Consider the following 25,626-nt stretch of genomic DNA (forward strand, 5'->3'; position numbering starts at 1 on the left):
TTATAGTTATTAGAGCAATGATTAAATTAAAGCCATTAAACCACAGTCACATGCAAGCGTGCGTCTACATTGCCACGTGTGGCATTAGAGTATGGGCAAACTTGGTGAGCGGCTTCGATAAGCGTTTGCGCTTGGGCTTCATCGATACCAGATACTTCGATATACAGATCGATATCTAAGTTATAACTGCCATCAGCTTTCATGCCAATACCAACTTGGGTAGAGGTTTTTGATGCAGTGATTGGCAGTTTCATTTGTTGAGCTGTCAGGTTTAAGGCGCTATCGAAACAAGCGGCGTAACCCATGGCAAAAAGCTGTTCTGGATTGACGCCCTCTTTGTCCTTTTCTTGAAACGAGACCAAATCAAAACCCAATGAGCCATCGTCAAGACCGGTATGTCCAGAACGACCACCGGTTGCAGTGGCGCGAGTTTTATAAAATATTTTCATGATTGATTCCTCAGCTATGTTTTAGATAGTTTATTGTGTTTAGCGCTAGCATCAGCAGTAGCGCTTGGTCATTTCCAATAAAGCTATTATAGGAGTATGTAGGACAATACGTTACAACATAGCTCCAAACGTCTTGCCTAATTCTACAAATATCTATAATATCGAGCAATTAAATAAAATAAGAAAACCTAATGAAGCAATCAACTATTGAGCAACTACTCTCCCTCTTGCCTAGAAACCAAACCATTGAATCTGCCATTTCAGGCTTATTTTTTTACTGTGCAGATAGACCCAGTAAAGCCGTCAGTTATATCCAAGAACCGAGTATTTGTATCGTCTTGCAAGGCGCACGTGAGATTTATTTAGGTGCAGATTGCCAAAAGTTTGATAAGAGCAATCTGATGTTTTGTCCGGTCAATATTCCTTTAAGCATGCATATAAAGCACGCATCGGTAGAGCATCTGGTCATTGTGCTGTCTATGAAATTAAACCTTGCCATGATTGGTGAGGTTTTAGCAAAAATACCGCCCAAACAGCCCGAAGCATTTAAGCCTGCTAATCACTTAGGAATAAAGTGGCAATTGGACAGCACCATACTGGGGGCATTTGAGCGCCTTATACACTTGCTTGATTATCCAGACGATATCGACTTTCTTGCCTCATTAATTCAGCAAGAGATTTACTATCGCCTGCTCATAGCAGAGCAAGGCAATAAACTACGCCAACTGGTGGTCAATGGCAGCCATACGCACCGTATCACCCAAGCTACCGATTGGATAAAGACGCATCTAAATGAGGCAGTTGTTGTAGAGGAATTGGCCAGTCGCTGCGGTATGAGTGTTTCGGGGTTTCATCATCACTTCAAAGAAATTACTCAGTTAAGCCCGTTACAATATCAAAAGAGTTTGCGACTCATGGAAGCCCGGCGTCTGATTCAGGCAAATGACTCTCAGATATCGCAAATCGCCATGCAAGTTGGTTATGAAAGCCCGAGCCAGTTTAGCCGAGAATATAAACGGCTATTTGGCATCAGTCCGAGCGGTGAATTGTATGCCTAGAATTAAGTACTTATGATTAAATACTTGTAATTAAACAATTAGAATGAATCGGCAGCCCACTATTTATATCCATATATATAGTCATTATCTGTATTATCACAACTGACAATCACGTTTATAAATTAGCGCCTAAAATTAATATTTATAAGGAAATATCGTGCAGGAACTACGACGTTTTAAGGATTATTTACATGATAGACCTAAGCCGACAGGCCTCGACGTTGTCTGCGGCTTAAAGCATTTTTCTATTATCACGTATGCAGTGCCAGCAGATAGGTTTGAGGGGATATTTCCTGCTAGGTTTAAGCTCGATACGGTAATGGTAGACGGTGAAGAAAAAGGTTTAATCTCTGTGGTACCCTTTATCGATGTTGATTTTACTTCTGCTGTTTATCCTTTTCCAGCATTCACCATGGGACAGACCAACTATCGTATCTATATCATCGATACAGAAACGGGTGAGCGCTGTGTGTGGTTTTTGGGCACGACTTTAGATTCTTGGACTTTAGTAGTGCCCAGATACTTATGGAGTCTGCCTTGGCATAGCGCGAAAATGACTTTTGATTGTCAATTTGATGACGCAACTGGCAAGTATGTAAAGTATTCGGTAAACGCTGAATCAGAATGGGCAGCGGCGTCGGTATCGCTTGCACAAAATACAGAGGAGTCTTTTTCATTTTCAGGTTTCCCCGATACTGAATCGGCGCTTGTTTATTTGACTCACCCGCTGGCAGGATTTTATCATCGCCGTGATGGCAAGCTTGGTACTTATCGGGTTTGGCATAAGAGACTTGAAGTACAGCCAGCATCTGTTATTTCTGCCAATTTCAAGCTATTATCAGACTTAGGGATTGTCACCACTTCAGAGCAAAATCACCCTTATAGCGTGCTCATTGAGCCATTAAATACATTTACTATTTATCTGCCGCCAAAGGTTGTTGGATAACTGAATAATTAGATAGTTGGATAATTGACTAACTCAATAATTAACTATCTGTTTTTTTGGCAATAAACTGTACCACCGCGCTCAAACCTTGATGGCGCTTACCTTCTGAAATCATGCGCTGCTTTTCGATACCCGTTATTTCTTCTAGCTCTGCCAGCTCAGCACGCAAGACTGCTAATGAGCCAAAGCGCTCTTTTTGCGTTGCAGGAGGGCCACCGACAGCATTCATGGTTAGCTGCTGTTTGGTATAAGCCTCAAGGAGAAATATCCCATTCGGCTTTAACGCTGCTACAATCTGCGCATGAACGTGCTGGCGTATGGCTGTAGGCAAATGTGCCCAGATAGCAACGATACCATCCCACTTTGCTTCGCCAAATTCATAGTTGGCTAAATCGGCAACCTGCGTCTTAATCTCCACGCCTCTATCTTGCGCCAGCTTTAATGCCTTATTCAAACCTACTTCAGACATATCCATAGCGGTCACTTCGTAGCCTTTCTCCGCCAAAAATACCGCATTTCTACCTTCGCCTTCAGCCAAACATAAAACCTTACCACCTGCTGCTATTTCCTTAAATGTATCTCTTAAAAAATCATTAGGTTCGGTACCAAAGATATACTCTGCTTCATTATAGCGCTCGTTCCACATATCTCATTCCTTTTGTATGTTATTGCTTAGGCTATTTATAAAATATGTATATAAATAGCGGTCAAATAAACAGTGAGTATAGAAAACCATTGACTTTACTTATGTATTCATAATATAACATATATAATATATTCATTATTCCGCATTTATTGACGTGCTTTTAATGCAGTAGAAAATCGCAAGTATATTGGGGAGGAAGTCACATGATTCGTTTAAGCTACACCCTCAAATGTTGGGCATTAGGTATTATGTATTACTTGGGATTTCACTTCATTGTCTTATCAAGCAATCCTGACTTTGCAAAATATATCTATATTTTGGCCATCAGCACTTTACTCTTTCCGATTGCTAAGCGTGCCGTCGATGTCGTTTCGGACTTTATCGCCCCTCATACGATTATCTTTAATGGCTTATTATCGTCATTATTAATCAATATCGTGATTTGGCTGTTGACGCCATTTATCGTCGCCTTGACGCTTATCGCCTTCTTGTTTTATGGTATGGGCGTGCTTACGGAAAATATAAGAGCAAAACCCTAAAGCTCATTCATAAACCTGAAACCTGAATATTTAGCGTAATCATTAGAGAAAAGACAGAACGCCTCATCTTTGCTTGTGAATTTATAAGGCATAAGGTGCAACGCTTTATCGCTTTATCGCTTTATCGCTTTAATCGTCTAAACATAGTACAGTAGATACCTGCCTATATTTTTACTCGTGCTTATATCAGTAATTATCATCGCTAACCACTTACCCTACCATACTTACATAGCCTACTTGCCCTACTTGATTGAGTGTAATCTGAATTAAGGGTGAGGGCTTGGGTTAGCATTGCACGGCAGTTAAGCATATGGCTCAACCCATTTGCCTAATCACAAGCATTTATCATCAACCGTTTATGATATAAACTTTTTTGTTTTATTATGCATAATACAATAAATATTCATTATTAATCGCCTTGTAAAAGGCTTATGCTTGAATGTTGATTGAATTGATTTACCAATGTGATGCAACCACTGTCATTTTAATAAATGACGGTCTCACTGCGTCTTAATCAGGGCTTTTTATTGAAAGGAATTTTATTGAATGACTACTGCTACTCGCCAAGAACATGATCTACTCGGCTATCGTGACGTCCCTGCTGATGCTTACTATGGCATCCAAACTTTACGTGCTTTTGAAAACTTCACCGTCAGTGGTGTGCGCTTAAATCAGTTTTCTACCTTTATTCGTGCTTTCGCTACCGTTAAAAAAGCGGCGGCTATCGCCAATAACAAAGTAGGCGTACTAAATGACACGGTTAAAGACGCTATTGCAGCAGCGTGCGATGACTTAATCGATAATAAATATCACGACCAGTTTATCGTAGATATGTTCCAAGGCGGCGCAGGTACGTCAACCAATATGAACGCCAATGAGGTGATTGCCAACCGAGCACTAGAAATCCTCGGTTATGAAAAAGGCGACTATCAACATGTGCATCCAAATAACGATGTCAACCTGTCACAATCAACCAACGACGCCTACCCTACGGCGATGAATGTCGCTTTGGACGATTATTGCGTGCGCCTGTTAGATAAGATGGCTATATTGCACACAAGCCTGAAGAAAAAAAGCGTTGAGCTGGCTGATCAATTAAAAATGGGTCGTACCCATTTGCAAGACGCCGTACCTATGACGGCAGGTCAAGAGTTTAATGCCTTTGCAACCATGATCAAAAAAGAGATGGAGCGCATCGAATCTACTCGTGCCCTATTTCATGAAATTAATATGGGCGGCACGGCGATTGGTACCGGCTTAAATGCGCCAGCGGGCTATTCTGAAGAAGTTGCCAAAACTTTATCAGAGCTGACTGGCAGACCTTATTATATCGCTGAAGACTTGATTGAAGCCACGCAAGACACCAGTGCTTATGTTGCACTGTCTGGCAATTTACGTCTGTTTGCCGCGCGTTTATCTAAGATTGCCCATGACTTACGTTTGCAGTCTTCGGGTCCGCGTGCAGGTTTGGCGCAATATCGCTTGCCTGAAATGCAGCCGGGTAGCTCAATCATGCCGGGTAAAGTAAACCCGGTTATCCCAGAAGTGGTCAATCAAGCTTGCTTCCATGTGATGGGTATCGATCATACTATCGCTATGGCGTCAGAAAATGGTCAGCTACAGCTAAACGTTTTTGAGCCAGTGATTGCCTTTAACTTGTTTACCGGTATGAGCATGCTGGCCAATATCTGTGAGATGTTTGCTACTCGCTGTATCGATGGCTTGATGATGAATAACGAGGCGTGTAGCGTCGAGGTATTCAATAATATCGGACTGGTCACTGCGCTGAATCCGCATCTTGGTTATGATGCGTCTTCTTTTGTCGCAAGAAGAGCCCAAGAGACTGGTGGTAGTGTGTATGACATCGTATTAGAAGAAAAACTGATGGATAAAGAGACGCTAGATGATATCTTGTCTCCTGCCAATATGGTATATCCAAAGGTTAGAGCCTTACTGTAATCTGTCTTTAGTTAAATAAACAGGCTGGGTTAGCGATTGCTAATCTGGCCTTTTTTTATTGATAATGAGGGTTAGTTACTTAGAATTGGAAGGTGCATCCATTCAATAACTTGCACTATCAAAACTACACGCAAATTTCACGGACAGTTATTTGATTTTGATATTTGCCTAGAGGGCCATATTTACCAATAGAACTGATTTTGCCAACGACGCAAGTTTCGAAATATTTGTAATAGCCTTTTTGATTGACACTCTTCGAATCTTTCATTAATAATTTCTTTGGATCTGACACGTAGTAAGTGATGTCATTAGAGGCCAACTCATAAACCTCAAAGCTTCTTTTGAAGTCGCCCCGTAACTGCACTTCTTTTTGCACGCTTGTTGGCGTCAATTCCTTCACGTTTTTATTATTACTGGCTTGTGTTTCATCACAGCCCGTAATAATAAATATAGTTGATGCAAATCCTAATATTATCAGTCTAAATTTAATCATTATTTTTTATCCTGCTAAAAAAATTACATCAATCTATTGTGTAAAGCCCAGAAAAATTTGGTGTAAAACAATAATAGCTCTTCATTTTAATCAAATATTATCGATTAGAATGAAGAGCTATACAAGATAATTGTCATAGGTTGTCAATTAACAACTTTTAAAGCTCAAATCGAGCCTTAACTCATCTTATCCCATATCTTGCTTAGACGCTTCGGTGATACCGCCATGCGGGTTTTCATCGGTTGCGCGAAGAGCTGAATGCGATATTCCTCAACCATCCAGCGATACTCACTGATGGCTTTATCGTTGGCACGATTTGCTAGCCGCTCCATGTGCACATCAAGAGCATAGACACCTTCAAGGTCGGATTCAATATTATGCTCAAGGCGTTCGATACGAATCTCCAGCGCCTCCAGATAGCGTGGATACTGCTGCCAATGGCTATAATCCATGCGATAAACAAAGTCAGCCAATTGCAAATCTTCTAGCTGATCTTCGATATCTTCGATAGACTCGCCAAATATCTCTCTATCAAGCATGAGTAAACTCTGACGGATACGCTGCCAACGGATATAGACATTTTTAAGCGTTTTTATCACATTTTGACCGGTTAATAGGAAGTTGCCCGCCACTACTTCCAAGGTTTTTTCATACTCTTCTGGCGTGAAAGGTAATTCTTCAGCAAGGGCTACGGCAGTATCATCGGCACTTTCAGGTAAATCAGCACTATGATCAAATAACACATAATGCTCTTCAAGCGCTGCATCCAATGCCGCATCGATAACGATGGTTTTTAGCTTCTCCATATCCCCAAGTGGCGCAAAGGCCAATTTGAATATCTTATCGATTTGACTGGTCAGCTGTTTTTTCTTCGCGCCAAGCTTACCTTTAATTAAAGTTAAAACCCCGATACGGTGCGCCTGCAACGCCGCATTGACATCGGTATATTGATGAATCGATACCGCTTCACCTGACGCGTCTGCGACCAAGGCAGCAAACTGCTTCATCACCACGCCTGCACTATGATGGTTTTTGCTAAAGGCAAAATGCTCAGGGAATTCGGTGTGCGTGCCTTGCTGCTCATTCACCGCTTGGCGGGTTTCACTAGCATGGCGAATTTGTAGCGTTTGTAGGTCGCGACCTTTTTCAATAATGCGATTTTTGTCATCAACCACGCAGATTTGCGGCTGCAAATAGCGATCAATACTAGCAGGGTTAAAGCTATCTGGTGTCACCGACATAATGCCGCGACGATTTAGGGCTTGGCAAAGCTGCTTAAGCAGTCCTTGACCACCAGCGGGCTGCAATTCATCGAACAAGCTATCGGCCGTGTCAGGAATCGGTACAATTTGACGGCGAATGTCTTTGGGCAATGACTTGAGCAATTGTAATACCAGCTCATAGCGCCAACCGGGCACGCCCCACAATAGCTCAATCGCATCGAGCTGCGGTAGCGCCACCAGTGGCACACGAATGGTCACGCCATCATCATCGCTTGACGGATCAAAGACATAGCGTAGCGGTAATTTTAAATCACCCAATTTCCACACTTCTGGGAAATCGCCTGTCGTTGGCGCTTGGCTATTAAGCACGTCATCATCGGTAAAAAATAAATGCTTCGCATCATTTTTCTCTACCTCGGCACGCCAATCCTCAAACGCTTTGCGGCTGGCAATATGTTCGGGGATTTTTTTATCATAAAACTGATACAGCGCTTCTTCATCAACCAATAAATCACGGCGACGCAATTTGTCTTCAATGCGTTCAATATCAGCGATTTTATCCATATTATGCTGTAAAAACGGCGCTTGCCGACCTAAACTACCAGTCACCAAACCATCACGGATAAAGATTTCCCGCGACTCAGCTAAGTTGACTTGCTCATAGTTGGTCAGCTGCTTACTGATAATAATCAGACCAAATAAACTAATTTGCGCATAGGCTTTGACACGCCCCGTCTTCTTCGACCAATGCGGCTCAAAGTAGTGATATTTTAATAAGTCACCTGCCGCCGAGATAATCCATTCCGGCTCAATTTTGGCAACAGTACGCATAAAGACTTGCGAGGTTTCAACCACTTCAAAAGCCATGACCCAAGGCGGTACTTGTTTAAACACCGTACTGGCTGGGAAGATTTTGGCTTTTTGCTGGCGCGCAGCAAGATACTCACCGCGATTTTCAGTTTTATGCGCAATCGTAGATAACAAACCTGTTAACAATGCGCGATGTAAATTGGCATATTTAACGGCTTTGAGTTCTTCATCTTCAATCGCAGTAGGGTCACTCGTAACACTCTCTAACGAAGCATTTTTAGCACTACCTTTATCTGCATCTTTCACATCAGTCAGCTTTAGCTCAGTGACCATTTGTACCAGCTGGCGATGGGTTTGGCTCCATTCACGGACACGCGGGAAGCTCAGATAGTTTTTCTTGGTAAAATTCTTACGCTGATTACCAGACAGCTTATTGCCGTCTTCGTCTTTTTCAAAAAGCGCTTTCCAGAGACTTAAATAGAATAAAAAGTCAGAGTCATCTTGACGAAATTCCGCGTGCTTTTGATCGGCTTGCTGACGCTTATTTACTGGGCGCTCGCGCGGATCTTGTACGGCAAGCGCCGCAACGACAATGAGCATTTCACGGATACAATCAAAGTCAGAACCAGCAACCAACATACGTGCCAGCCTTGGGTCGATTGGCATACGTGCCATTTTTTGCCCAGTCGGTGTCAGAACCAGATGATCGAGACCTTTTTTGGGCTTGTTGGTTTGCTTAGCAGAAGAGGCTTCATTTTTAGAGGTAATCGCGCCCAATTCATCGAGCAGCTTATGCCCATCAGTAACTAAGCGGCTATCGGGTGGCTCGATAAAGGCAAAATCATCAACACTACCTAAGCGCAGATTGGCCATCTGTAAAATAACGGATGCAAGATTGGTACGTAAAATTTCAGGTTCCGTAAATTCTGGACGACCGGTAAAGTCCTCTTCACTATAAAGACGGATACAAACACCCGGCGCAACACGACCACAACGCCCTTTACGCTGATTGGCTGCTGCTTGTGAGATGGCTTCGATCGGTAAACGCTGTACGCGTGAGCGATACGAATAGCGTGATATCCGCGCAAATCCTAAGTCAATAACATAGCGAATGCCGGGTACGGTCAGCGCAGTCTCGGCAACGTTGGTCGCAATGACGATACGCCGACCGCGACCTGAGGGCTGAAAGATACGTTGCTGCTCTTCATAGGTCTGCCGTGCAAATAGTGGCAATACTTCGGTGTGCTTGGGTCCATGACGCTCAAGCACCTCTTGGAGCTCACGAATTTCTGCTTCAGTGGCGGCAAATATCAAGATATCTGCTTGATCAGCATGACCTTTATTTTGTGCATCACTAAAGCATTCTTCCACTGCGGCAACGACCGCACGTGGCAGATTCTCTTCAAAATCATCATAGCTGTCATCATCCGAGCTGTTTACTGGCTCATCTGTCAACGGACGATAACGAACTTCAACAGGAAAACTACGACCTTCGACATTAAAAATCGGCGCAGGCACGTTACGCTTGAGCTTATCATCATAACGACTAAAGTATTCACTAAAGCGCTTGGTATCGAGGGTTGCAGAGGTAATGATGACTTTTAAATCAGGGCGCTTGGGTAATAGTTTTTTTAGGTAACCCATAATAAAGTCAATGTTTAAGCTACGCTCATGCGCCTCATCAATAATAATGGTGTCGTACTTACTCAAAAACCGGTCATGCCCCAATTCAGCCAGTAAGATACCATCAGTCATGAGCTTCACGACAGATTGCGCTGTGCCTTGTTCATTAAAGCGAATCTTAAAGCTGACCGTATTACCGAGCTGCTCGCCCAATTCTTCAGCGATACGGTTTGCCACACTTCTAGCAGCCAGTCGTCTTGGTTGTGTATGCCCTATTTGCCCCGTAATACCGCGACCTGCCAACATCGCCAATTTCGGCAATTGCGTCGTCTTACCAGAGCCCGTCTCGCCTGCGACAATAATCACTTGGTTATCAATAATAGCTTGGATTAAATCATCAGCACGTTGACTCACAGGCAAATCAAGACTCAGTTTTTCTGCCAATTTGTCTGGAATGCTATCCATACGTGCCTGCACCGCTTGCTGTGAGCGGGTTTTTATCTTGTCATATTGGGCGCGTTTTTTAGCTAGCCCATCTTCTGCTTTATTATCAGAATCCTTCTTGTCTCTCTTATTGTTAGACACAGCAGCTCGCGCCAGCTCACGCTCTAAGCGACTGAGAAAATAGCTGTCTTTTGCCAGCACGGGTAAATCAGCGGCAACTTTAGCGTGCGAAGACGCATTATCACTGTTTGCCGTGATATTTGAGTCATCATTATTTGGGTTAACAGCTTTACTTGATTCATTGCTTGGCTGATTGGGGCTAAGGGCACTGGCGTTTCGTTCATTGGAGCTTAGTTCACTGGCGGTGTTTTCAGTAGGCATTTCTGAGACATTTTTAGAAGTATTGTGCATATTTACTTAGGCTATTTATTATTTGGAAGTGGTTAGATTATGGGGGTAATTTGGGCATGATTCAAGATAGTTATAGTGCTTGGTTGACACATTGAAATCTTTTATCAGTTTTGAGAGCCCTAGCTTTGATGGCATTGATAATGTAATAGCTCTTTTCATGCCCATGGTTAAGCCATCAAGCACGCCCTAAAACTAATGAAAACGGCCTAAAGAGTAAAATTAAGCGTTACTGGTATGAATGAGCTGTCGACTAGTCACAGCTCCCGTAAAGAAGGTATGGAGCTTTTGCAGTGGCACCATAGGAAAAGGCAGGTGCAACGAAAGTATTAATCTCTCAAACACGACCACCTCATCGGCTAATGACTTAGCGACGTCAGGCTGAATCTGCGGATTTTCATAAAGATTATCAATTAACCACGTCAATTGTGGAAAATTGGCATTATTATGAACCTGATAAAGCGTGGTCAATAACTCATCAGGTATCTGGCAACGCGTTTTGCGAATGATGCCGTTTTTAAAATACATATTTAAAGCCATATTATGCTAACTTCCTTAAATTCTTGATACTCAGATAACCAACGTACTCTTTATCATCAGCATTCACAAGCTTATGACTATCATTAGCCATAGGCTCAATTAACAGCCGAACGTTTGAGATAAGGTCATTGACGTTATAAATATTATCGATATCTACCTCAAACTTATCATCGATATGCGAGGCTGCGTTGAAAGGTGAGCCTTTATCTTTATAAGTAAACGCTTTATAAAACTCGCTCTGCTTTGCTTGCTTAATGGCGTCCGCTTGAGTAGCAGCAACGATAAGTAGCTTGTGATGAAGCTCCTCAAAACTGCCGCGCTGATAACCACCTAAATTGATAAAGAATAACTTTAAGTCGCTGCCACACTCTACTTGGCTGCTTGATTCGACCAATTTAATCGCATAATTATCGACTTTGCTAATCGCTCGGTACGAATCAATATGCCATTTATTTCTGACTTCAGGCCAATGCTGATTGATATCGTCTATCAACTCGCTGACTTCATTGGCCACGCCAAAAAATATATCGTGCTGCTCAATCAAACGACCTTTGGGGCGACCACCAAGTTGCACCATAAACAGTGTTAGCATTTTATGTAGTCCTTATTAGATATATAAAACTTATGGTTAGAGCATGTCCTCGCTTTAAAACGATAATACGCTCTAGTTATATAGACATTGCAAATAAAAAGAAATAAAAAAACCCAATGTTTAAGCGCTTAAACATCGGGTTTTAGGAGTTATGATGAACTTGATTGCGAGGTTATATTAAGAAGAAATAAGCCCACAGTCCGACGACAAAGGTAGCAATGATATTGAGTATGACACCCACACGTATCATCTCTGTTTGCTTAATCAGACCCGTACCAAAGACAATGGCGTTTGGCGGAGTCGCAACAGGGAGCATAAAGGCACAAGAAGCACCGATACCGATAATCATTACTAGTACTGCAGGTGGCAGACCCATTTGCTCAGCAATAGCAGCAAAGACAGGCACTAACAAGGCCGCAGATGCGGTATTAGAGGCAAACTCTGTTAAGAAGATAATAAATGCCGAGACTGCAAGTACGACTACGATAAGCGGTGCAGCTGATAGTCCATTGGCAACGGTTTGACCAAGAACCAGGGATGCTCCTGAGACTTTTAGAACGGTTGAAAGTGCAATACCACCACCGAACAGCATGAGTACGCCCCAGTCAGTATTGTCAGACACTTGCTTCCATGACACTAAACCCAAGCTAACCACTGCTGATGCCGCTAATAGAGCGACAATAGAATCAATATCTTCGACATTCAGTGCTGCACCGATTTGCTTAGAAAGTATCCAGCTGAGTGCCGTCACGATAAAGACGATAATCGTCAGCACACGTGGCTTATTCCATGCAATAGCCTCATCATCTTCGTTAAGCGTGACCTGACGATTAAGATTGGGCTTGAGAAATAAATACATCGCACCAAGCAATAATGGCAACAGCACTAACATCATTGGAATACCAAACTTCATCCAGTCCACAAAGGCAATGTTGAGCGCCTTTGCCGCGATAGCGTTTGGCGGTGAACCAACAATCGTACCCAAACCACCAAGGCTAGCAGAATAAGCGATACCTAATAGCACGAATACAAAGGTACCACGGTCTTTTTCGCGATCAACCTGCGTTAAAATACCCAGTGCTAATGGCAGCATCATCGCTGCAGTAGCCGTGTTCGATATCCACATCGATAAAAACGCTGTCACCCCAAATATTAAGAATACCGCGTTTCTCAGATTGCCACCTGACATCGATAAAATCTTTAGCGCGATTTTTTTATCCAGTTGCTGCACGTGTAGTGCCGCAGCCAAAGCAAAACCACCAAAGAACAAATAAATGATTGGGTTGGCAAAGCTCTGTAAGCCGATTGCAGCATCGAAGTCAGGCAACCCAATAAGTGCCCCTATGACCACGACCAATATCGCCGTAATGGTCACATGCACCGCTTCCGTCAACCATAACACGCCGATAAAGAACAACATCGCGAGGCCTTTATTTGCACTTATATCGTACGGCAACACATTATAAATAATCACACTGATAACCGCCGCAATAGCGACCACTATCAGTCCTTTACCGGTACCCTTTGGAAAGGTATCGGTAAATAAGTACTCGTTGCCATCATCCGGAAGATGGCTATCTAGTTTTTGCTCTGACATAAAATGTCCTTATTTTCCCAAAGACGGTGTAAAAAGACGCTAATAATAAAGATGCATTTTAGCGATTTGCCATTTAATCATCGGCAACCACTAAAAAGACGCCGACATCATAACAGATATATAACAAAAAACTGATGGAACAAAGCGGTTATTAAATTTGCAATAGATATGGTTATATTAAAGGTAAAAAATTGACTTTAATGCATTGTGACTTCTAATGAACTAAAATGAATGCACCTTAAACAATACGTTGCCAAGATAAATTTCCTCGTTAGCTATATTCCTTTTAAACCCCTATAGCTAATTAGCCTTATCAAGTAGTAATCCTTGTTAGGTGCCGTTACACATCATCACTAAACAAGCGTACACTGTATATGTACAAGCACATGCTGCTATCTCATACTAAATGAGTCGCTATAAAACCAAACACCAATAAACGTTACTTATTAAATTCTTATAACGTTTTTTATTGGAAGTTGATAAAAATAATTAGGAGTACTTTATGACAGACTCAAATAAAACCGACTCGACCACTAAAATGGCACCAAAAGACATCAACCAAGATGGCTTGGCCAAAAAAGACCAACAGCGCACTGATGACTCTGCACTGGATATGATGCAAGGTTTGCATGAACATGAAAATCATGAAGAAGACGAGAAATAATTTATCTAATAATTAATCTTATGTAAGTAATAACATTAAAATAAAAGCGCCCATCAAGTAGATGGGTGCTTTTTGCGTCTTGGCTGTCTTTTTTCTGGCAGACGATCTGACACATAGTTATAAATAAATGCCGCGCACAAAACAATGGTGATAGGGACAAATAACGCCCCATAGCCGACTTTGGCATATAAAAATGCCCCGACCGCTCCGCCACCGCTAAAGCTGTACCAAATAATTGCCTGAAAGCCCAGTGTCGGCTTACTGATACGACGACCAGCCAACCAATTGCCGATTGCAGCGCCCATATCAGAGGTTAGACCGGTCAAATGCGTGGTGCGAATAACAGCCCCGCTATAAGTGGCGACCATCGCATTCTGCAACCCGCATGCCATTGCCGCCGCCAACTGCCCTAAATAATCATGCTGCTGATATAACCAGTAGCTCATTAATAACAACGCCGCTTCAATATAAAGCGCCGTGCCGTAACGCCGACCTAATTTTAATGACCGTTGACCAATCACATAGCCGCTCAATATCGCCCCTGCCAAAAAAGACAGCAGTAGCGCACCGATATATAAAATACTGCGGCCGTCTAAATGGGCAATCGCGGCTGAAAATAAGCTAACGTTACCCGTCACATGCGAGACAGATAAATTAGTAAAGCCCATTAATGCGGCTGTATTGACGCAGCCTGCACTGAATGCCAGCACAGCGCCGCCCCACAATATCCATCCTGGTAATTTGGTTATCATATTCGTCGCTTTATGGCTTATTACCAAAAAGCCCCTATTATAACCAAAAAAGACAGCCAATTGGCTGCCTTCCTTAAGTCTTAACTCATATTACCCTTAATTAAAACAATTATTTTGTCTCATCAAGCATCATTAATTGCTCACTGATGGCAACGGTATTAAAACCTGCGTCCACAAACATAATCTCACCGGTGATACCAGATGCCCAAGGTGATAACAAGAAAAGCGCCGCATTACCGACTTCAGTCTGAGTAATATTACGCTGTAGCGGAGCGATTTTTTCACTGATATCAAGCATTTTACGGAACGATTTGATGCCGCTTGCCGCAAGGGTACGGATAGGGCCAGCAGAAATGGCGTTCACACGGATACCTTCACCGCCCATCGAAGTGGCAAGGTAGCGAACGCTGGCCTCTAAACTGGCCTTTGCCATGCCCATAACGTTGTAATTTGGCAATACTGAAATACTACCTTCATAAGTCAAGGTCAGCATAGAACCATGGCGCATGGCCAACAAAGCACGCGCTTCTTTGGCCAATGCTACAAAGCTATAGCTTGAGATATCATGGGCAATTTGGCTGCCTTCACGAGTGGTGGCATTGACAAAATCACCATCCAATTGATCCATCGGTGCAAAGCCAATCGCGTGTACCACGCCATCAATACCATCGCCCCAATGCGCGGTCACTTGCTCAAAACATGCCGCAATCGACTCATCCGATGCCACATCACACTCAAGTACCAAGTCAGCTTCAAAGGCTTCTGCGGCCATATCGACCCGTTTTTTAATTTTATCGTTTGGATAAGTGAGAATTAACGATGCGCCTTCACGATGTAGGGCTTCAGCGATTGCCCAAGCGATAGAAAGCTTGCTTGCGATGCCAGTGATGACAAAGCGTTGTCCTTGTAGTAGCATAATATTTCCCTGTAAATCGATTGAAATGATAGATTATTTTTAATAGCTCGCGCACAAATAGCGAGTAAAAGCACAAGTTAAAAGATGACTTATTATACACGAATTAATTTAAGTAAACACTCGTATACTGTATTTACTTACACTGTATGAACACCCTTCTCTTTTAATAGTACCATCTAATATGGATAAAACGATTATCTACTGACCACAGCAGTATGAAGTTGAGTGGATTTCAAGTATAATCACAGCCCTCCCAGCTTGCACAATTTTTATAAAAATCCGTTACAACCGTTGTTTGTAACCAAGGATTTAGCGTTAAGCTACACCCACATTTTGGATGGCTGCCAAACTTATGAGCAATACCCCAACACTAGCATCAGATTTTCAAGAAAGTGTCGAATCTTATCGTCAGCTAATCACCTCAACTGGCGAAAACTTAGAGCGTCCCGGCTTGCAAGACACCCCAACGCGTGCAGCAAAAGCGTTTGCGCATTTGACTAAGGGTTATCATCAAAGCTTGGATGAAGTCGTCAATGGCGCGGTATTCCCATCGACCAATCGTGAATTGGTCTTGGTGCAAAACATTGAATTTTATTCATTATGTGAGCATCATATGTTGCCGTTTCATGGCGTCGCGCACATCGGCTACTTGCCGAATGGTCACGTATTAGGGCTGTCAAAATTCGCTCGTATCGTCGATATGTTTGCCCGTCGTTTGCAAATTCAAGAGAATTTAAGCGAACAAGTGGCACAAACGATTATGGATGTGACGGGTTGCCGCGGTGTGGCAGTAGTCATGGATGCAGCGCACATGTGCATGATGATGCGCGGCGTGAATAAACAGCATTCAACCACGCGCAGTACAGCGATGCTGGGCGAATACGTACACGACAATCAAGCACGTAATGAATTTTTAGATGCGGTGCCAAAGCGGAAACCTGCTTTTTAAATATCAATCAAGATAAAAACCAGCGACAGAAATAAAAGTCAAAAAAAGAGCATATTGCCATATCAGCAATATGCTCTTTTTTATTTATAAAGGTTGTTAATTAGAGATTGTTAATGAGAGCTATTAAGCCACCTTATCATTTTTTGAGTCACGACTTGCGTGCTCATCACTGGCTTGCTGAATCTTAGTTAAAATAGCCTTGATTTCAGCTGCAGACAGATAAGTCGGTACCGCATAAGTATCGCTGACTTCTTTAGCCGCGGCTTTGGCAATGTTATCAAAATCACTGCTTTGCATGCCTTTAACGGTTGGATCGATATGTAAAGTGGCAATCAATTCGCGTACTTGCGCGATGAGATGATCGGCAATGTCGCTATCGCTCTTGTTAGCTTGACCCGATTTTACCATACCGGTTTTACGAGCCAACTCTGCCAGTCTTTTCTTGCTGCCTTTACGATTGACGTCAAGCACATACGGCAGCACGATGGCATTGGCGCGACCATGAGGAATACTATAATGCGCTCCTAACTGGTGAGCGATGGCATGGACGTAGCCAAGACCGGCTTTATTAAAGGCGATACCGCCATAATGAGCGGCGATACCCATCTCTTCACGGGCTTTAAGATTGCCGCCATCTTTATAAACTAGGGGTAAGTTTTGCATCACAGATTTAACTGCAGACGCCGCATAGTAGTCGGTCTCGACGCTGGCATTGGCACTCATCCAAGCTTCTAAGGCATGCGTTAAGACATCAATACCCGTATCGGCTGTGATATGCGCCGGCATGCCTTTCATAATAACCGGATCGATAGCTGCGGCTAATGGCACCATTCTTGGGTCGATAGACAGAGCTTTTTGATGGGTTTTATCATCTGATACTACCGCACCCAAAGTGGCTTCTGAACCCGTACCAGCTGTGGTCGGAATACAATAAAGCGGAACCGAAGGCTTTCTAGCTTTCAAGATACCGATAAGCTGTTTTGGCTTGCAGTTATTGCCTTGTGACATGGCAATCATTTTAGCCGCATCAATAACCGAACCACCACCAATAGCAATAATTGAGTCGCACTTAGCGTCGACAGACTTGCGTAGGCCTTCTTCGACGACTTTAAAAGTAGGATCTGGGGTAATGCCGTCATAGACTTTATAGCTGATATTTTTGCTATCTAGGTAGTCCGTGACTTTGGCAGGAATACCAAGCTTGTTTAATACCGCATCTGTGACGATAAAGACATTGGTATTGCCTTCATTGATGAGCATGTCGCACAAATCCTCACAAGAGGTCTCACCGACGAATAACATAGGTCTTCTGATAGGGACAACGTACGCAAAGGCTTTTAGCACTTTGGCACGCGTCTTGGCAACCGCCAAATAACCAGCGTGTTGTAAGCCCGTACTGTTTACCAATTTAGAAATAGTATTTTGTTTTTTCATGGGTATAAAAATCCTTTTTAATGATGCTAATACTAGCAATAACGACAACTTGAATCAGCGAATCATCACCGCTGTCAGAATAAAAAAATGCTGTCAAAATAAAAGTACTGTGAATAAAGGTACTGCATCAGTGTCTACATAAAGCAAACTACTGTTTAAACTTATTGTACCACCGCCATTTTTAGGATGTTACGATTATTATGAACTGCGATGTTCTGATTATTTAGCGCCACGTCGTTGCTTATGTCGTTGCTTATACTGTTACTTATTAAGCAGTCAATTGATAATCACTATAAGCTTAGCCATGTCCTATTAATCCGCTTCTTTGACTAGCCACTGCTTATTATCTTGATTAAAATACCAAATCATCACCACAGGCGCCAAGATGCTGAGCCAAATACCATAAGTAATTGGCAGTCCTTGTACGACCGCCATATAGCTCAGCCCAATAATGATCAATGCAATAAGCATCGCAATAACATTATGACTCGATTTACGGCACATTAATTCGCGCAGTATCGTGAGCGTTAATAAAAACACACTCAGCATACCCATTAACATGCCCATTGCGTAAGGCTGGGAGATAATTTGATAGCCAGGAGCACTAGTATCCGCGGCGACAGACTCAGTGACCAAGTTCAGCATACTGCCTAACCCTGCGATTGAGGCAAAGATAAAAAAATGACCATAGCCAAATAAAAACAAATCATGGCGTCGGCGTTCTTTATTTAAAATGGTATCGAAAGGAACGATGAAATATAGCCACCATAAAGAAAACACCAAGGCGACTAAGCTTGAGCCTAAAAACATAATAGAGCTGGCGGCGGAAGAAGAGTTGGTCAAAAAGTATTGAATCGTATTGCTAACCCCTACCACGCCCTCGCCCAATACAATGATGGTCAATAGCCCATAACGCTCGGCAATATGTGCCGGATGCCAATTATTAAACTGCTCTGATCTTGCCCATACTGGCATGAGTAGCTCTGCTGCGATAAACAGAAACAATGCGGGCGTTTGTAATGATGCGGGTAAAAACAGCCAACTGATCCAAAGGGCTTGCAGGGTCAACAGGCCGACGATACTGCGCCAAGCGACTTTTTGGTGACCCGGTACTTGTCGATAGACGCGCCACCACTGACTACAACTCGCCAGCCGCATAATCGCATAGCCAGTCACCCCAATCCATGTCAGCCCTTGCTAATAAAACTGATGGATATTGGCCGCTATCATCAGGGAACCAAACATCTGAAACATCACTGAGATGCGATAAAACCAATCATCAGGGTCATATCCTGACGCAAACCAAGTAAAGCTGGTCCATGCATTCCACAGAATAAAAAACGCCACGATAAAAGTCAAAAACCCTGACAGGTCATGCTCACTTAAACGACTATAAAACCCATGTGCCGCGGCTGCGACAGCAATCACATAGACTAGATCAAGCAACAGCTCAAGCGTGGTTGATGGCCTGTTTGGCTCGCTGGTATCTCGAGCATGGATGGGTTTTATTTTGAGCCTACTTATCATGTAGTGAGTTCCAATTTCTCTAAATTCGTATAGTTATTCAGTCTAACCTACTTAGTCTATATCACACTCGCCTGCAATAATTGCTGCGCATACGGGTGCTTTGGGTTATTAAACACATCTTCACTACGACCCGACTCAATACACACGCCGTCTTTTATCACTATCATATGCTGACATAAGGCACGGACTACTTTTAAATCGTGGCTGATAAACACATAGCTGACTTGCAATTTTTCCTGAATCTCTCGTAGCAAGCTGACCACAGTGACTTGCGTGGTGCTATCAAGTGCAGACGTTGGCTCATCCAATATCAACAGACTTGGTCGCATAATGAGTGCACGGGCAAGCGCCACGCGCTGACGCTGTCCACCTGATAGCTCATGCGGATATCGCTGCGCAAACGCTAATGGTAAATGTACAGTAGCGAGACTGTCCATGACCGCCTGCTGACGTTCTACTTTATTAACACCTTGTACTAACAGCCCTTCTTCGACGATTTGCATAACCGTCATGCGCGGGTTAATACTGGCAAAGGGGTCTTGAAATACCATTTGAATTTGCGAGCGGAAGGTGCGCAAATCACGTTTGGACAATGCTGTAATATCTTGTCCATTGACCATTATCTGACCACTGACACGCGCTTGATTGCTGAGTAATTGGCTTAGCGCAAGGGCAATCGTGGTTTTCCCAGAACCTGACTCACCAACGATACCTAATGCCTGCCCTTTCTGTAGGGTCATATCGACATCTTTTACCGCATCAAACCAGCGTTTGGTACCGCCAAACAAACTTTTTTCAATAGGAAATTGTACTTGTAAATTACTTACCTGCAATACGGTTGGTTGCTCACTGCTATGAGCGAATAAGCTTAGCGCCTGACCAAAGTCTTGCTTGATAAGCGAGCGGGTATATTCCGCTTTAGGCTGGCTAAATACTGCTGCCGTTTGCCCTTGCTCAATCGTGTGTCCTTGGCGCATGACGATGACGTCATCGCTATAGCGCCTGACCAGATTGAGATCATGGCTGATTAATATCATTGCCATATTATGCTGACACTTAAGGTTATCTAACAGCTCAAGAATCTCATGTTGCAAGGTCACATCAAGCGCAGTAGTCGGTTCATCAGCGATTAAAATATCAGGTTGCTGCGCCAATGCCATGGCAATCATGACTCGCTGACGTTGACCGCCCGATAATTCATGCGGATAGCGATTTAGCTTATCAGCAGGGTCGCTGATATTGACATCATTTAACAAGGCGATACTTTTTTCGCGCCATTGCTTTTTGGCTACGCCGCTGAGATGCAATGATTCTGCAATTTGTTTGCCGACCGTATGTAGTGGGTTTAGCGCTGTCATCGGCTCTTGAAATACCATACCGATACGCTGACCACGAATAGAGCGCAGCGCCGCATTACGTGCCTTATTATTAGCTACCGGTAATGTCACCATTCCTGTTACATCTGCTAATTGTACATCGCCAGTAACGGTCAAACTGTCCGGTAACAAACCCAATAGTGCAAGACTGGCAATCGACTTACCAGATCCTGACTCACCAACTATGGCAAGTGTTTGTCCTTGCCGCAGCTCATACGATAGCTTATCGACTAAAGGCACGCCAAGAGTGTTGGCAATACTAAGCTTATCCACTATCAGCATAAGCTTGTTTTGTGCATTGCTATGATTGTCATTTAAACAATTTTTTTGCTTAGTAGCAGTTGTTATATTAGCGGTTATCATATTCTCAGTTGTCATATCACGAGCGCCTCGGATCAAAGGCATCACGTAGCGCTTCGCCAACGAAGATTAGCAATGATAAGATAAAGGTTAAGCTAAAGAATCCAGATAGCGCAAGCCATGGGGCATCGAGGTTGTTTTTCCCTTGTACCATCAGCTCACCAAGCGACGGTGAACCAGGTGGCAAGCCATACCCTAAAAAGTCTAGAGCTGTTAAAGCAATAATATTAGCCGTTAAAATAAACGGCAGTTGTGACAAGCTTGAAGCTAAGGCATTAGGCAAGATATGCCTGAGCATGATTTGACTGTCTGACACCCCAAGGTTACGAGCAGCACGGACATAATCAAAGTTACGCGCCCGCAAAAACTCCGCCCGTACCAAACCGACTAACCCCATCCAGCCGAATAACAACATCATGGCAAACAGCATAAAGATACTAGGGCTAAACAAGCTGACCAAAATAATAATCATAAACAGCTGCGGCATACCGCCCCATACTTCCATAAAGCGCTGCCCTGCTAAATCTACCCAGCCACCGTAATAACCTTGTATCGCACCGACGATAATACCAATCAAAGCGCCCGCGAGCGTCAGTGCCAGTCCAAACAATAACGATACCCGCAACCCATAAAGTATCCGTGCCAGCACATCGCGACCTAAGTCATCGGTACCAAGCCAGTTCTGGCTATTCGGCGCGGCTGGGTATGGAATACCTAACTCAACGTTTGGCGTCTGATCGGCAAATGGAATGGGCGGCATAATATAAAAGCCCTGCTCATCAATCAGCGCTTGCACCGCAGGGTCTTTGTAATTGCTTTCGGTCTCAAACACTCCACCAAAAGTCGTTTCAGGATAGGCTTTTAGTACGGGGAAATAATAATTGTCTTGATACTGCACCAGTAGCGGTTTGTCATTGGCAATGACATTGGCTGCCATACAAATGACGAATATCAGCACAAAAATAAACAGCGATATGACACCAAGGCGATTATGACGAAAACGGTTTAGGCGTGCTTGCCAAATAGGATTTAGGCGGCGTTTTTTTTCTAGGGCAATAGAAGAGGCAGTTGAGGGCGTTGAAGATAATGGATGACTTGACATTAGCGCCCCTCAAAATCAATACGAGGATCAATTAAGTGATAACTTAAATCACTGATTAACTGTAATAACAATCCGACCAAAGTAAAGATAAACAGCGTACCGAATATCACCGGATAATCGCGCTGTTGGATGGCTTCAAAACCTAACAGCCCCAAACCATCAAGTTTAAAGATAATCTCAATCAAAAAATTACCGGCAAAGAAGATCCCAACGATAGCCGCTGGAATACCCGCGATAATAATCAGCATGGCATTACGAAACACATGACCATATAGCACTTGCCGCTCACCCAAGCCTTTGGCTCGCGCGGTAAGGACATATTGCTTACCAAGCTCTTCTAAAAAGCTAAACTTGGTCAAATAGGTTAAGCCGGCAAAACCGCCAACGGTACTTGCTAGGAGCGGTAGCGCCAGATGCCAAAAGTAATCTTTCACTTTACCAAGCGTGCTTAATTGATCGAAATTCTCAGAGGTTAATCCTTGCAATGGGAAAATATTCCAGTAGCTGCCACCAGCGAAAAACACCAATAGTATGACGGCAAATACAAAAACGGGAATCGCATGGCCGATAGCAAGCAGCATCGCCGTGGCTTTATCAATCCCCGAGCCATGATGCATGGCTTTATAAACACCCAGTGGAATCGCTATCATATAAATCAGCAACGTGCTCCAAAGCCCGAGTGAGATGGAGACGGGCAGCTTCTCTATAATGAGGTCGGTTACTGACTGACCTTTAAAAAACGACTCACCAAAATCCAGCTTGGCATAATTTTTTAGCATTAGCCAAAAACGCTCAGGTGCTGATTTGTCAAAGCCATATTGCGCATTAATCGCCGCCACCATCTCCTCCGATAGACCGCGCGTACCTTGGTAAGTACTAGTATTACCGGCACTGCCCGCACCGATATTACCACCGAGCGCAATGTCCTTTGCGCTTTGCTCAATAAGTGCCAGTTGCTGCTCAACAGGGCCGCCCGGCGCTGCTTGTACAATGACAAAGTTCGCCAGCAATATCAAAAATAGCGTCGGTAATATCAGTAGTAACCTTTTTAAGATATAACGACCCATAATGGCGGCTTCCTAAAATAAAGAAATATGACAACTTAGCATTTAGAAGTTATTTTTTAGCTCACGTAACGCAGCAAATATGGTTAAAGACTTATCATCATCAATATTGACTTTAGACTTCACACCTGCAATCACACTTGGCTCTTGCGTCCGCAAAAACACGTTGATTGCGCGCTCATGTTCTAATGTGACTGGCAGCGTCGGGACACCTTGGGCGGTTTTTTCTTCTGCTTGCGCAAGCGCTTGCTGCATCGCTTCATTAGCCGGTTCAATAGATAAGCCAAAGCGTAGATTACTGGCAGTATATTCATGTGCTGGATACAGCAGCGTCTCAGCTGGCAAGCCATTTAAACGCTTAAAGCTGTCATGCAATTGCTCAATCGTACCGGTAAAGACGCGACCACAACCGGCACTAAATAAAGTATCACCGCAGAAACAATGCTTCTGCCCATCGATATCCAAAATATACGCCACGTGGCTTGCGGTATGACCGGACACATCCCATACTTGCGCGGCGCAGCCCCACGCACTGACCGTACTGCCGTCTTTAATGGTCTGGTCTTCATCAACGTTGTGTTCTGTATGCGCGACCAGATGGGTCATCGGATAAGACTCTTGTAGCTCTGCGACGCCGCCGATATGATCATGGTGATGATGCGTGGTCCAGATAGACGTCAGCTCCAGCTCATGCTCCTCTAAATAAGCAATCACTGGCTCAGCTTGACCCGGATCAATGACAATCGCCTGCTTATTATTCTCATTAATTAATGTCCAGATATAATTGTCATTAAATGCTTTAATCGGGTGAATACGAATACTCATATGAAGTCCTTAGCAGTGATTATCTTTATTACGAATGTCTTTTAATGAACTACCCACCACCTATAGAGGTAGGGGTTTCTTAGGTAATACCCATACTTGATACGATATTTTGTATCAGCGGTTAAGCAAATTGACTAAGCCAACCCCGTCGTACCGACGGTTTTGATTGTTGCCAACTTCAATCCTTCGTTTAGGATATTGATACTGGCGTTGATGTCTCTATCGTTGGATTGCAAGCAGCTGGGGCAATTCCATGATCTCACCTGTAATGGTAGCTCAGCCTTAGTCAGTAAGTGACCACAGCCTGAGCAGGTCTTAGAAGATGGATACCATCTATCAACCTTGATTAGCGCTTTACCGTACCATTCAGCCTTGTAGTTCAGCATGGTGGTGAAGGTTGACCATGAGCTGTCTGATATGGCTTTAGATAACTTTCTATTCTTAACCATGCCTTTGACGTTTAAGTCCTCAATCGCAATCACATCGTGGTTTTTGATGAGATTGAATGAGAGTTTGTGTAGAAAGTCTTTTCGGATATTGGTTATTTTTTCATATACCTTAGCTACTTTAACTTTTTGCTTTTGATAGTTGCGGCTGTCAGACAGCTTGCGTTGATCGGCCTTGGCCACTGCTCTACGCTTGGCCAGTATTTTCTGTTCTCGCGCGAGCTTATGTTGCAGCTTCGATAAAAACTTAGGATTAGCGACTTTGCTGCCATCTGATAGGACGATAAAGTCAGTCAGTCCTAAATCAATGCCGATGTTAGAGTGTGTTTTTGGCAGTGTTGTAGCGATGGTTTCAACCAATAGACTGACATAGTACTTGCCTGATGGGGTTTTGCTGATGGTCGCTGATTTTATTAAGCCATTTACCTTGCTTGGAAATTTAGCGATGATATGACCAATCTTAGGCAGTTTGACAGTGCTATCTGTGATCGCCACTGTGCCCTTTTGGTTATTGGTGGTGTAGCTGTCACGCTGACCTTTTTTTTTGAACTTAGGGAAGCCTAAACCTTTGAAGAATTTACTATAAGCGGCTCTTAGGTTTTGCTGGACGTTAGCCAGTGCCAGGCTATCGACTTCTTTGAGCCACTCAAACTCTTTCTTATATTGAGCAGGAGTATTTTTAAGCTCGGTCTTATGCTCGTTGTAATGATCAATTTTGTCACTAAGCATCCTATTCCAGATAAAGCGTGTGCAGCCGAATGATTTAGCAAAGAATATTTGCTGTTCTTCATTGGGGTACAGCCTGACTTTATGGGCTTTTAGGATTTGCTTGGTCATAAGGAGCTTGTTGTTAATTGGCGTTATAATTATTAATTATAATACCA

The 25,626-nt window shown here is 43.4% G+C and carries 21 protein-coding genes and 1 pseudogene; 6 read left to right on the top strand and 16 right to left on the bottom strand.

What is annotated here, in order from left to right; translation table 11 throughout:
- Window positions 1–35: 35 nt before the first annotated feature.
- Window positions 36–449 (bottom strand): organic hydroperoxide resistance protein, encoded by a 414-nt coding sequence (locus PG901_RS02210; protein ID WP_201625953.1) that lies wholly within the window; start codon window positions 447–449, stop codon window positions 36–38.
- A gap of 191 nt (window positions 450–640) precedes the next feature.
- Here PG901_RS02210 and PG901_RS02215 point away from each other — a divergent pair, with 191 nt between their 5' ends.
- Both PG901_RS02215 and PG901_RS02220 read left to right on the top strand, forming a co-directional pair.
- Window positions 641–1,507: an AraC family transcriptional regulator gene (locus tag PG901_RS02215; protein ID WP_271133334.1), complete on the top strand. Its 867-nt coding sequence runs from the start codon at window positions 641–643 to the stop codon at window positions 1,505–1,507.
- Window positions 1,508–1,664: 157 nt separating this feature from the next.
- Complete coding sequence (locus PG901_RS02220) at window positions 1,665–2,453, top strand: DUF2071 domain-containing protein (RefSeq protein ID WP_271133335.1); 789 nt, start codon at window positions 1,665–1,667, stop codon at window positions 2,451–2,453.
- Window positions 2,454–2,493: 40 nt separating this feature from the next.
- Here PG901_RS02220 and PG901_RS02225 read toward each other — a convergent pair whose 3' ends face one another.
- Complete coding sequence (locus PG901_RS02225; protein WP_271133336.1) at window positions 2,494–3,099, bottom strand: class I SAM-dependent methyltransferase; 606 nt, start codon at window positions 3,097–3,099, stop codon at window positions 2,494–2,496.
- A gap of 203 nt (window positions 3,100–3,302) precedes the next feature.
- On the opposite strand from PG901_RS02225, the gene PG901_RS02230 reads away from it, so the two are divergent.
- Both PG901_RS02230 and PG901_RS02235 read left to right on the top strand, forming a co-directional pair.
- On the top strand, window positions 3,303–3,638 hold the full coding sequence (locus PG901_RS02230; RefSeq protein WP_201564997.1) for a hypothetical protein: 336 nt from the start codon (window positions 3,303–3,305) through the stop codon (window positions 3,636–3,638).
- 546 nt (window positions 3,639–4,184) lie between these two features.
- A complete protein-coding gene (locus tag PG901_RS02235; RefSeq protein ID WP_271133337.1) occupies window positions 4,185–5,597 on the top strand; it encodes an aspartate ammonia-lyase in 1,413 nt (470 codons plus the stop codon).
- 124 nt (window positions 5,598–5,721) lie between these two features.
- On the opposite strand, the gene PG901_RS02240 is transcribed toward PG901_RS02235, so the two are convergent.
- From PG901_RS02240 to PG901_RS02260, 5 genes are all read right to left on the bottom strand, one after another.
- A complete protein-coding gene (locus PG901_RS02240) occupies window positions 5,722–6,090 on the bottom strand; it encodes a hypothetical protein (protein ID WP_271133338.1) in 369 nt (122 codons plus the stop codon).
- A gap of 176 nt (window positions 6,091–6,266) precedes the next feature.
- The gene (gene hrpA / locus PG901_RS02245) at window positions 6,267–10,571 is read right to left on the bottom strand and encodes an ATP-dependent RNA helicase HrpA (RefSeq protein ID WP_271133339.1); all 4,305 of its coding nucleotides are present in this window, start codon (window positions 10,569–10,571) and stop codon (window positions 6,267–6,269) included.
- A gap of 249 nt (window positions 10,572–10,820) precedes the next feature.
- Window positions 10,821–11,138 (bottom strand): hypothetical protein, encoded by a 318-nt coding sequence (locus PG901_RS02250; RefSeq protein ID WP_271133340.1) that lies wholly within the window; start codon window positions 11,136–11,138, stop codon window positions 10,821–10,823.
- A gap of 1 nt (window position 11,139) precedes the next feature.
- A complete protein-coding gene (locus PG901_RS02255) occupies window positions 11,140–11,730 on the bottom strand; it encodes a DUF1543 domain-containing protein (RefSeq protein WP_271133341.1) in 591 nt (196 codons plus the stop codon).
- 172 nt (window positions 11,731–11,902) lie between these two features.
- Entirely contained in the window at window positions 11,903–13,327 is a 1,425-nt protein-coding gene (locus PG901_RS02260; protein ID WP_271133342.1) for an SLC13 family permease, read from the bottom strand.
- Between the two features lie 502 nt (window positions 13,328–13,829).
- Here PG901_RS02260 and PG901_RS02265 point away from each other — a divergent pair.
- Window positions 13,830–13,991, top strand: coding sequence for a hypothetical protein (locus PG901_RS02265; protein ID WP_201564991.1), 162 nt, complete (start codon window positions 13,830–13,832; stop codon window positions 13,989–13,991).
- Between the two features lie 53 nt (window positions 13,992–14,044).
- Here the strand turns inward: PG901_RS02265 and PG901_RS02270 are convergent, their stop codons facing one another.
- Both PG901_RS02270 and PG901_RS02275 read right to left on the bottom strand, forming a co-directional pair.
- Entirely contained in the window at window positions 14,045–14,743 is a 699-nt protein-coding gene (locus tag PG901_RS02270) for a YoaK family protein (protein ID WP_201620356.1), read from the bottom strand.
- 109 nt (window positions 14,744–14,852) lie between these two features.
- On the bottom strand, window positions 14,853–15,659 hold the full coding sequence (locus tag PG901_RS02275) for an enoyl-ACP reductase FabI (RefSeq protein WP_271133343.1): 807 nt from the start codon (window positions 15,657–15,659) through the stop codon (window positions 14,853–14,855).
- A 352-nt stretch (window positions 15,660–16,011) separates the two neighbouring features.
- Here PG901_RS02275 and folE point away from each other — a divergent pair, with 352 nt between their 5' ends.
- On the top strand, window positions 16,012–16,608 hold the full coding sequence (gene folE / locus PG901_RS02280) for a GTP cyclohydrolase I FolE (protein ID WP_271133344.1): 597 nt from the start codon (window positions 16,012–16,014) through the stop codon (window positions 16,606–16,608).
- A 123-nt stretch (window positions 16,609–16,731) separates the two neighbouring features.
- Here the strand turns inward: folE and PG901_RS02285 are convergent, their stop codons facing one another.
- From PG901_RS02285 to tnpB, 7 genes and pseudogenes are all read right to left on the bottom strand, one after another.
- On the bottom strand, window positions 16,732–18,042 hold the full coding sequence (locus tag PG901_RS02285) for an iron-containing alcohol dehydrogenase (protein ID WP_201564989.1): 1,311 nt from the start codon (window positions 18,040–18,042) through the stop codon (window positions 16,732–16,734).
- Window positions 18,043–18,354: 312 nt separating this feature from the next.
- Window positions 18,355–19,569: pseudogene (locus PG901_RS02290) on the bottom strand (low temperature requirement protein A).
- Window positions 19,570–19,625: 56 nt separating this feature from the next.
- Entirely contained in the window at window positions 19,626–21,308 is a 1,683-nt protein-coding gene (locus PG901_RS02295) for an ABC transporter ATP-binding protein (protein WP_442966838.1), read from the bottom strand.
- A 16-nt stretch (window positions 21,309–21,324) separates the two neighbouring features.
- Window positions 21,325–22,407, bottom strand: a complete 1,083-nt coding sequence (locus PG901_RS02300; RefSeq protein WP_271133346.1) for an ABC transporter permease — start codon at window positions 22,405–22,407, stop codon at window positions 21,325–21,327.
- Entirely contained in the window at window positions 22,407–23,474 is a 1,068-nt protein-coding gene (gene yejB / locus PG901_RS02305) for a microcin C ABC transporter permease YejB (RefSeq protein ID WP_271133347.1), read from the bottom strand. The genes PG901_RS02300 and yejB overlap by 1 nt, the downstream gene beginning before the upstream one ends.
- A 42-nt stretch (window positions 23,475–23,516) precedes the next feature.
- Window positions 23,517–24,296 carry a hydroxyacylglutathione hydrolase gene (gene gloB / locus PG901_RS02310; RefSeq protein ID WP_271133348.1) on the bottom strand — a complete coding sequence of 260 codons (780 nt, stop codon included), beginning with the start codon at window positions 24,294–24,296 and terminating at the stop codon, window positions 23,517–23,519.
- Between the two features lie 134 nt (window positions 24,297–24,430).
- Window positions 24,431–25,579 carry an IS200/IS605 family element RNA-guided endonuclease TnpB gene (gene tnpB, locus PG901_RS02315; protein ID WP_271133349.1) on the bottom strand — a complete coding sequence of 383 codons (1,149 nt, stop codon included), beginning with the start codon at window positions 25,577–25,579 and terminating at the stop codon, window positions 24,431–24,433.
- Between the last annotated feature and the right edge of the window lie 47 nt (window positions 25,580–25,626).

This window comes from Psychrobacter sp. ANT_H3, from assembly GCF_027919975.1.
GTDB classification, from domain to species: domain Bacteria; phylum Pseudomonadota; class Gammaproteobacteria; order Pseudomonadales; family Moraxellaceae; genus Psychrobacter; species Psychrobacter maritimus.

What these genes read in the sequence shown, in the direction of transcription:
- PG901_RS02210 (WP_201625953.1), bottom strand. Translation starts at nt 449, where the DNA reads ATGAAAATATTTTATAAAACTCGCGCCACTGCAACCGGTGGTCGTTCT.
- PG901_RS02215 (WP_271133334.1), top strand. Translation starts at nt 641, where the DNA reads ATGAAGCAATCAACTATTGAGCAACTACTCTCCCTCTTGCCTAGAAAC.
- PG901_RS02225 (WP_271133336.1), bottom strand. Translation starts at nt 3,099, where the DNA reads ATGTGGAACGAGCGCTATAATGAAGCAGAGTATATCTTTGGTACCGAA.
- PG901_RS02230 (WP_201564997.1), top strand. Translation starts at nt 3,303, where the DNA reads ATGATTCGTTTAAGCTACACCCTCAAATGTTGGGCATTAGGTATTATG.
- PG901_RS02235 (WP_271133337.1), top strand. Translation starts at nt 4,185, where the DNA reads ATGACTACTGCTACTCGCCAAGAACATGATCTACTCGGCTATCGTGAC.
- PG901_RS02240 (WP_271133338.1), bottom strand. Translation starts at nt 6,090, where the DNA reads ATGATTAAATTTAGACTGATAATATTAGGATTTGCATCAACTATATTT.
- hrpA (WP_271133339.1), bottom strand. Translation starts at nt 10,571, where the DNA reads ATGCCTACTGAAAACACCGCCAGTGAACTAAGCTCCAATGAACGAAAC.
- PG901_RS02250 (WP_271133340.1), bottom strand. Translation starts at nt 11,138, where the DNA reads ATGGCTTTAAATATGTATTTTAAAAACGGCATCATTCGCAAAACGCGT.
- PG901_RS02255 (WP_271133341.1), bottom strand. Translation starts at nt 11,730, where the DNA reads ATGCTAACACTGTTTATGGTGCAACTTGGTGGTCGCCCCAAAGGTCGT.
- PG901_RS02260 (WP_271133342.1), bottom strand. Translation starts at nt 13,327, where the DNA reads ATGTCAGAGCAAAAACTAGATAGCCATCTTCCGGATGATGGCAACGAG.
- PG901_RS02265 (WP_201564991.1), top strand. Translation starts at nt 13,830, where the DNA reads ATGACAGACTCAAATAAAACCGACTCGACCACTAAAATGGCACCAAAA.
- PG901_RS02270 (WP_201620356.1), bottom strand. Translation starts at nt 14,743, where the DNA reads ATGATAACCAAATTACCAGGATGGATATTGTGGGGCGGCGCTGTGCTG.
- PG901_RS02275 (WP_271133343.1), bottom strand. Translation starts at nt 15,659, where the DNA reads ATGCTACTACAAGGACAACGCTTTGTCATCACTGGCATCGCAAGCAAG.
- folE (WP_271133344.1), top strand. Translation starts at nt 16,012, where the DNA reads ATGAGCAATACCCCAACACTAGCATCAGATTTTCAAGAAAGTGTCGAA.
- PG901_RS02285 (WP_201564989.1), bottom strand. Translation starts at nt 18,042, where the DNA reads ATGAAAAAACAAAATACTATTTCTAAATTGGTAAACAGTACGGGCTTA.
- PG901_RS02295 (WP_442966838.1), bottom strand. Translation starts at nt 21,308, where the DNA reads ATGATAACCGCTAATATAACAACTGCTACTAAGCAAAAAAATTGTTTA.
- PG901_RS02300 (WP_271133346.1), bottom strand. Translation starts at nt 22,407, where the DNA reads ATGTCAAGTCATCCATTATCTTCAACGCCCTCAACTGCCTCTTCTATT.
- yejB (WP_271133347.1), bottom strand. Translation starts at nt 23,474, where the DNA reads ATGGGTCGTTATATCTTAAAAAGGTTACTACTGATATTACCGACGCTA.
- gloB (WP_271133348.1), bottom strand. Translation starts at nt 24,296, where the DNA reads ATGAGTATTCGTATTCACCCGATTAAAGCATTTAATGACAATTATATC.
- tnpB (WP_271133349.1), bottom strand. Translation starts at nt 25,579, where the DNA reads ATGACCAAGCAAATCCTAAAAGCCCATAAAGTCAGGCTGTACCCCAAT.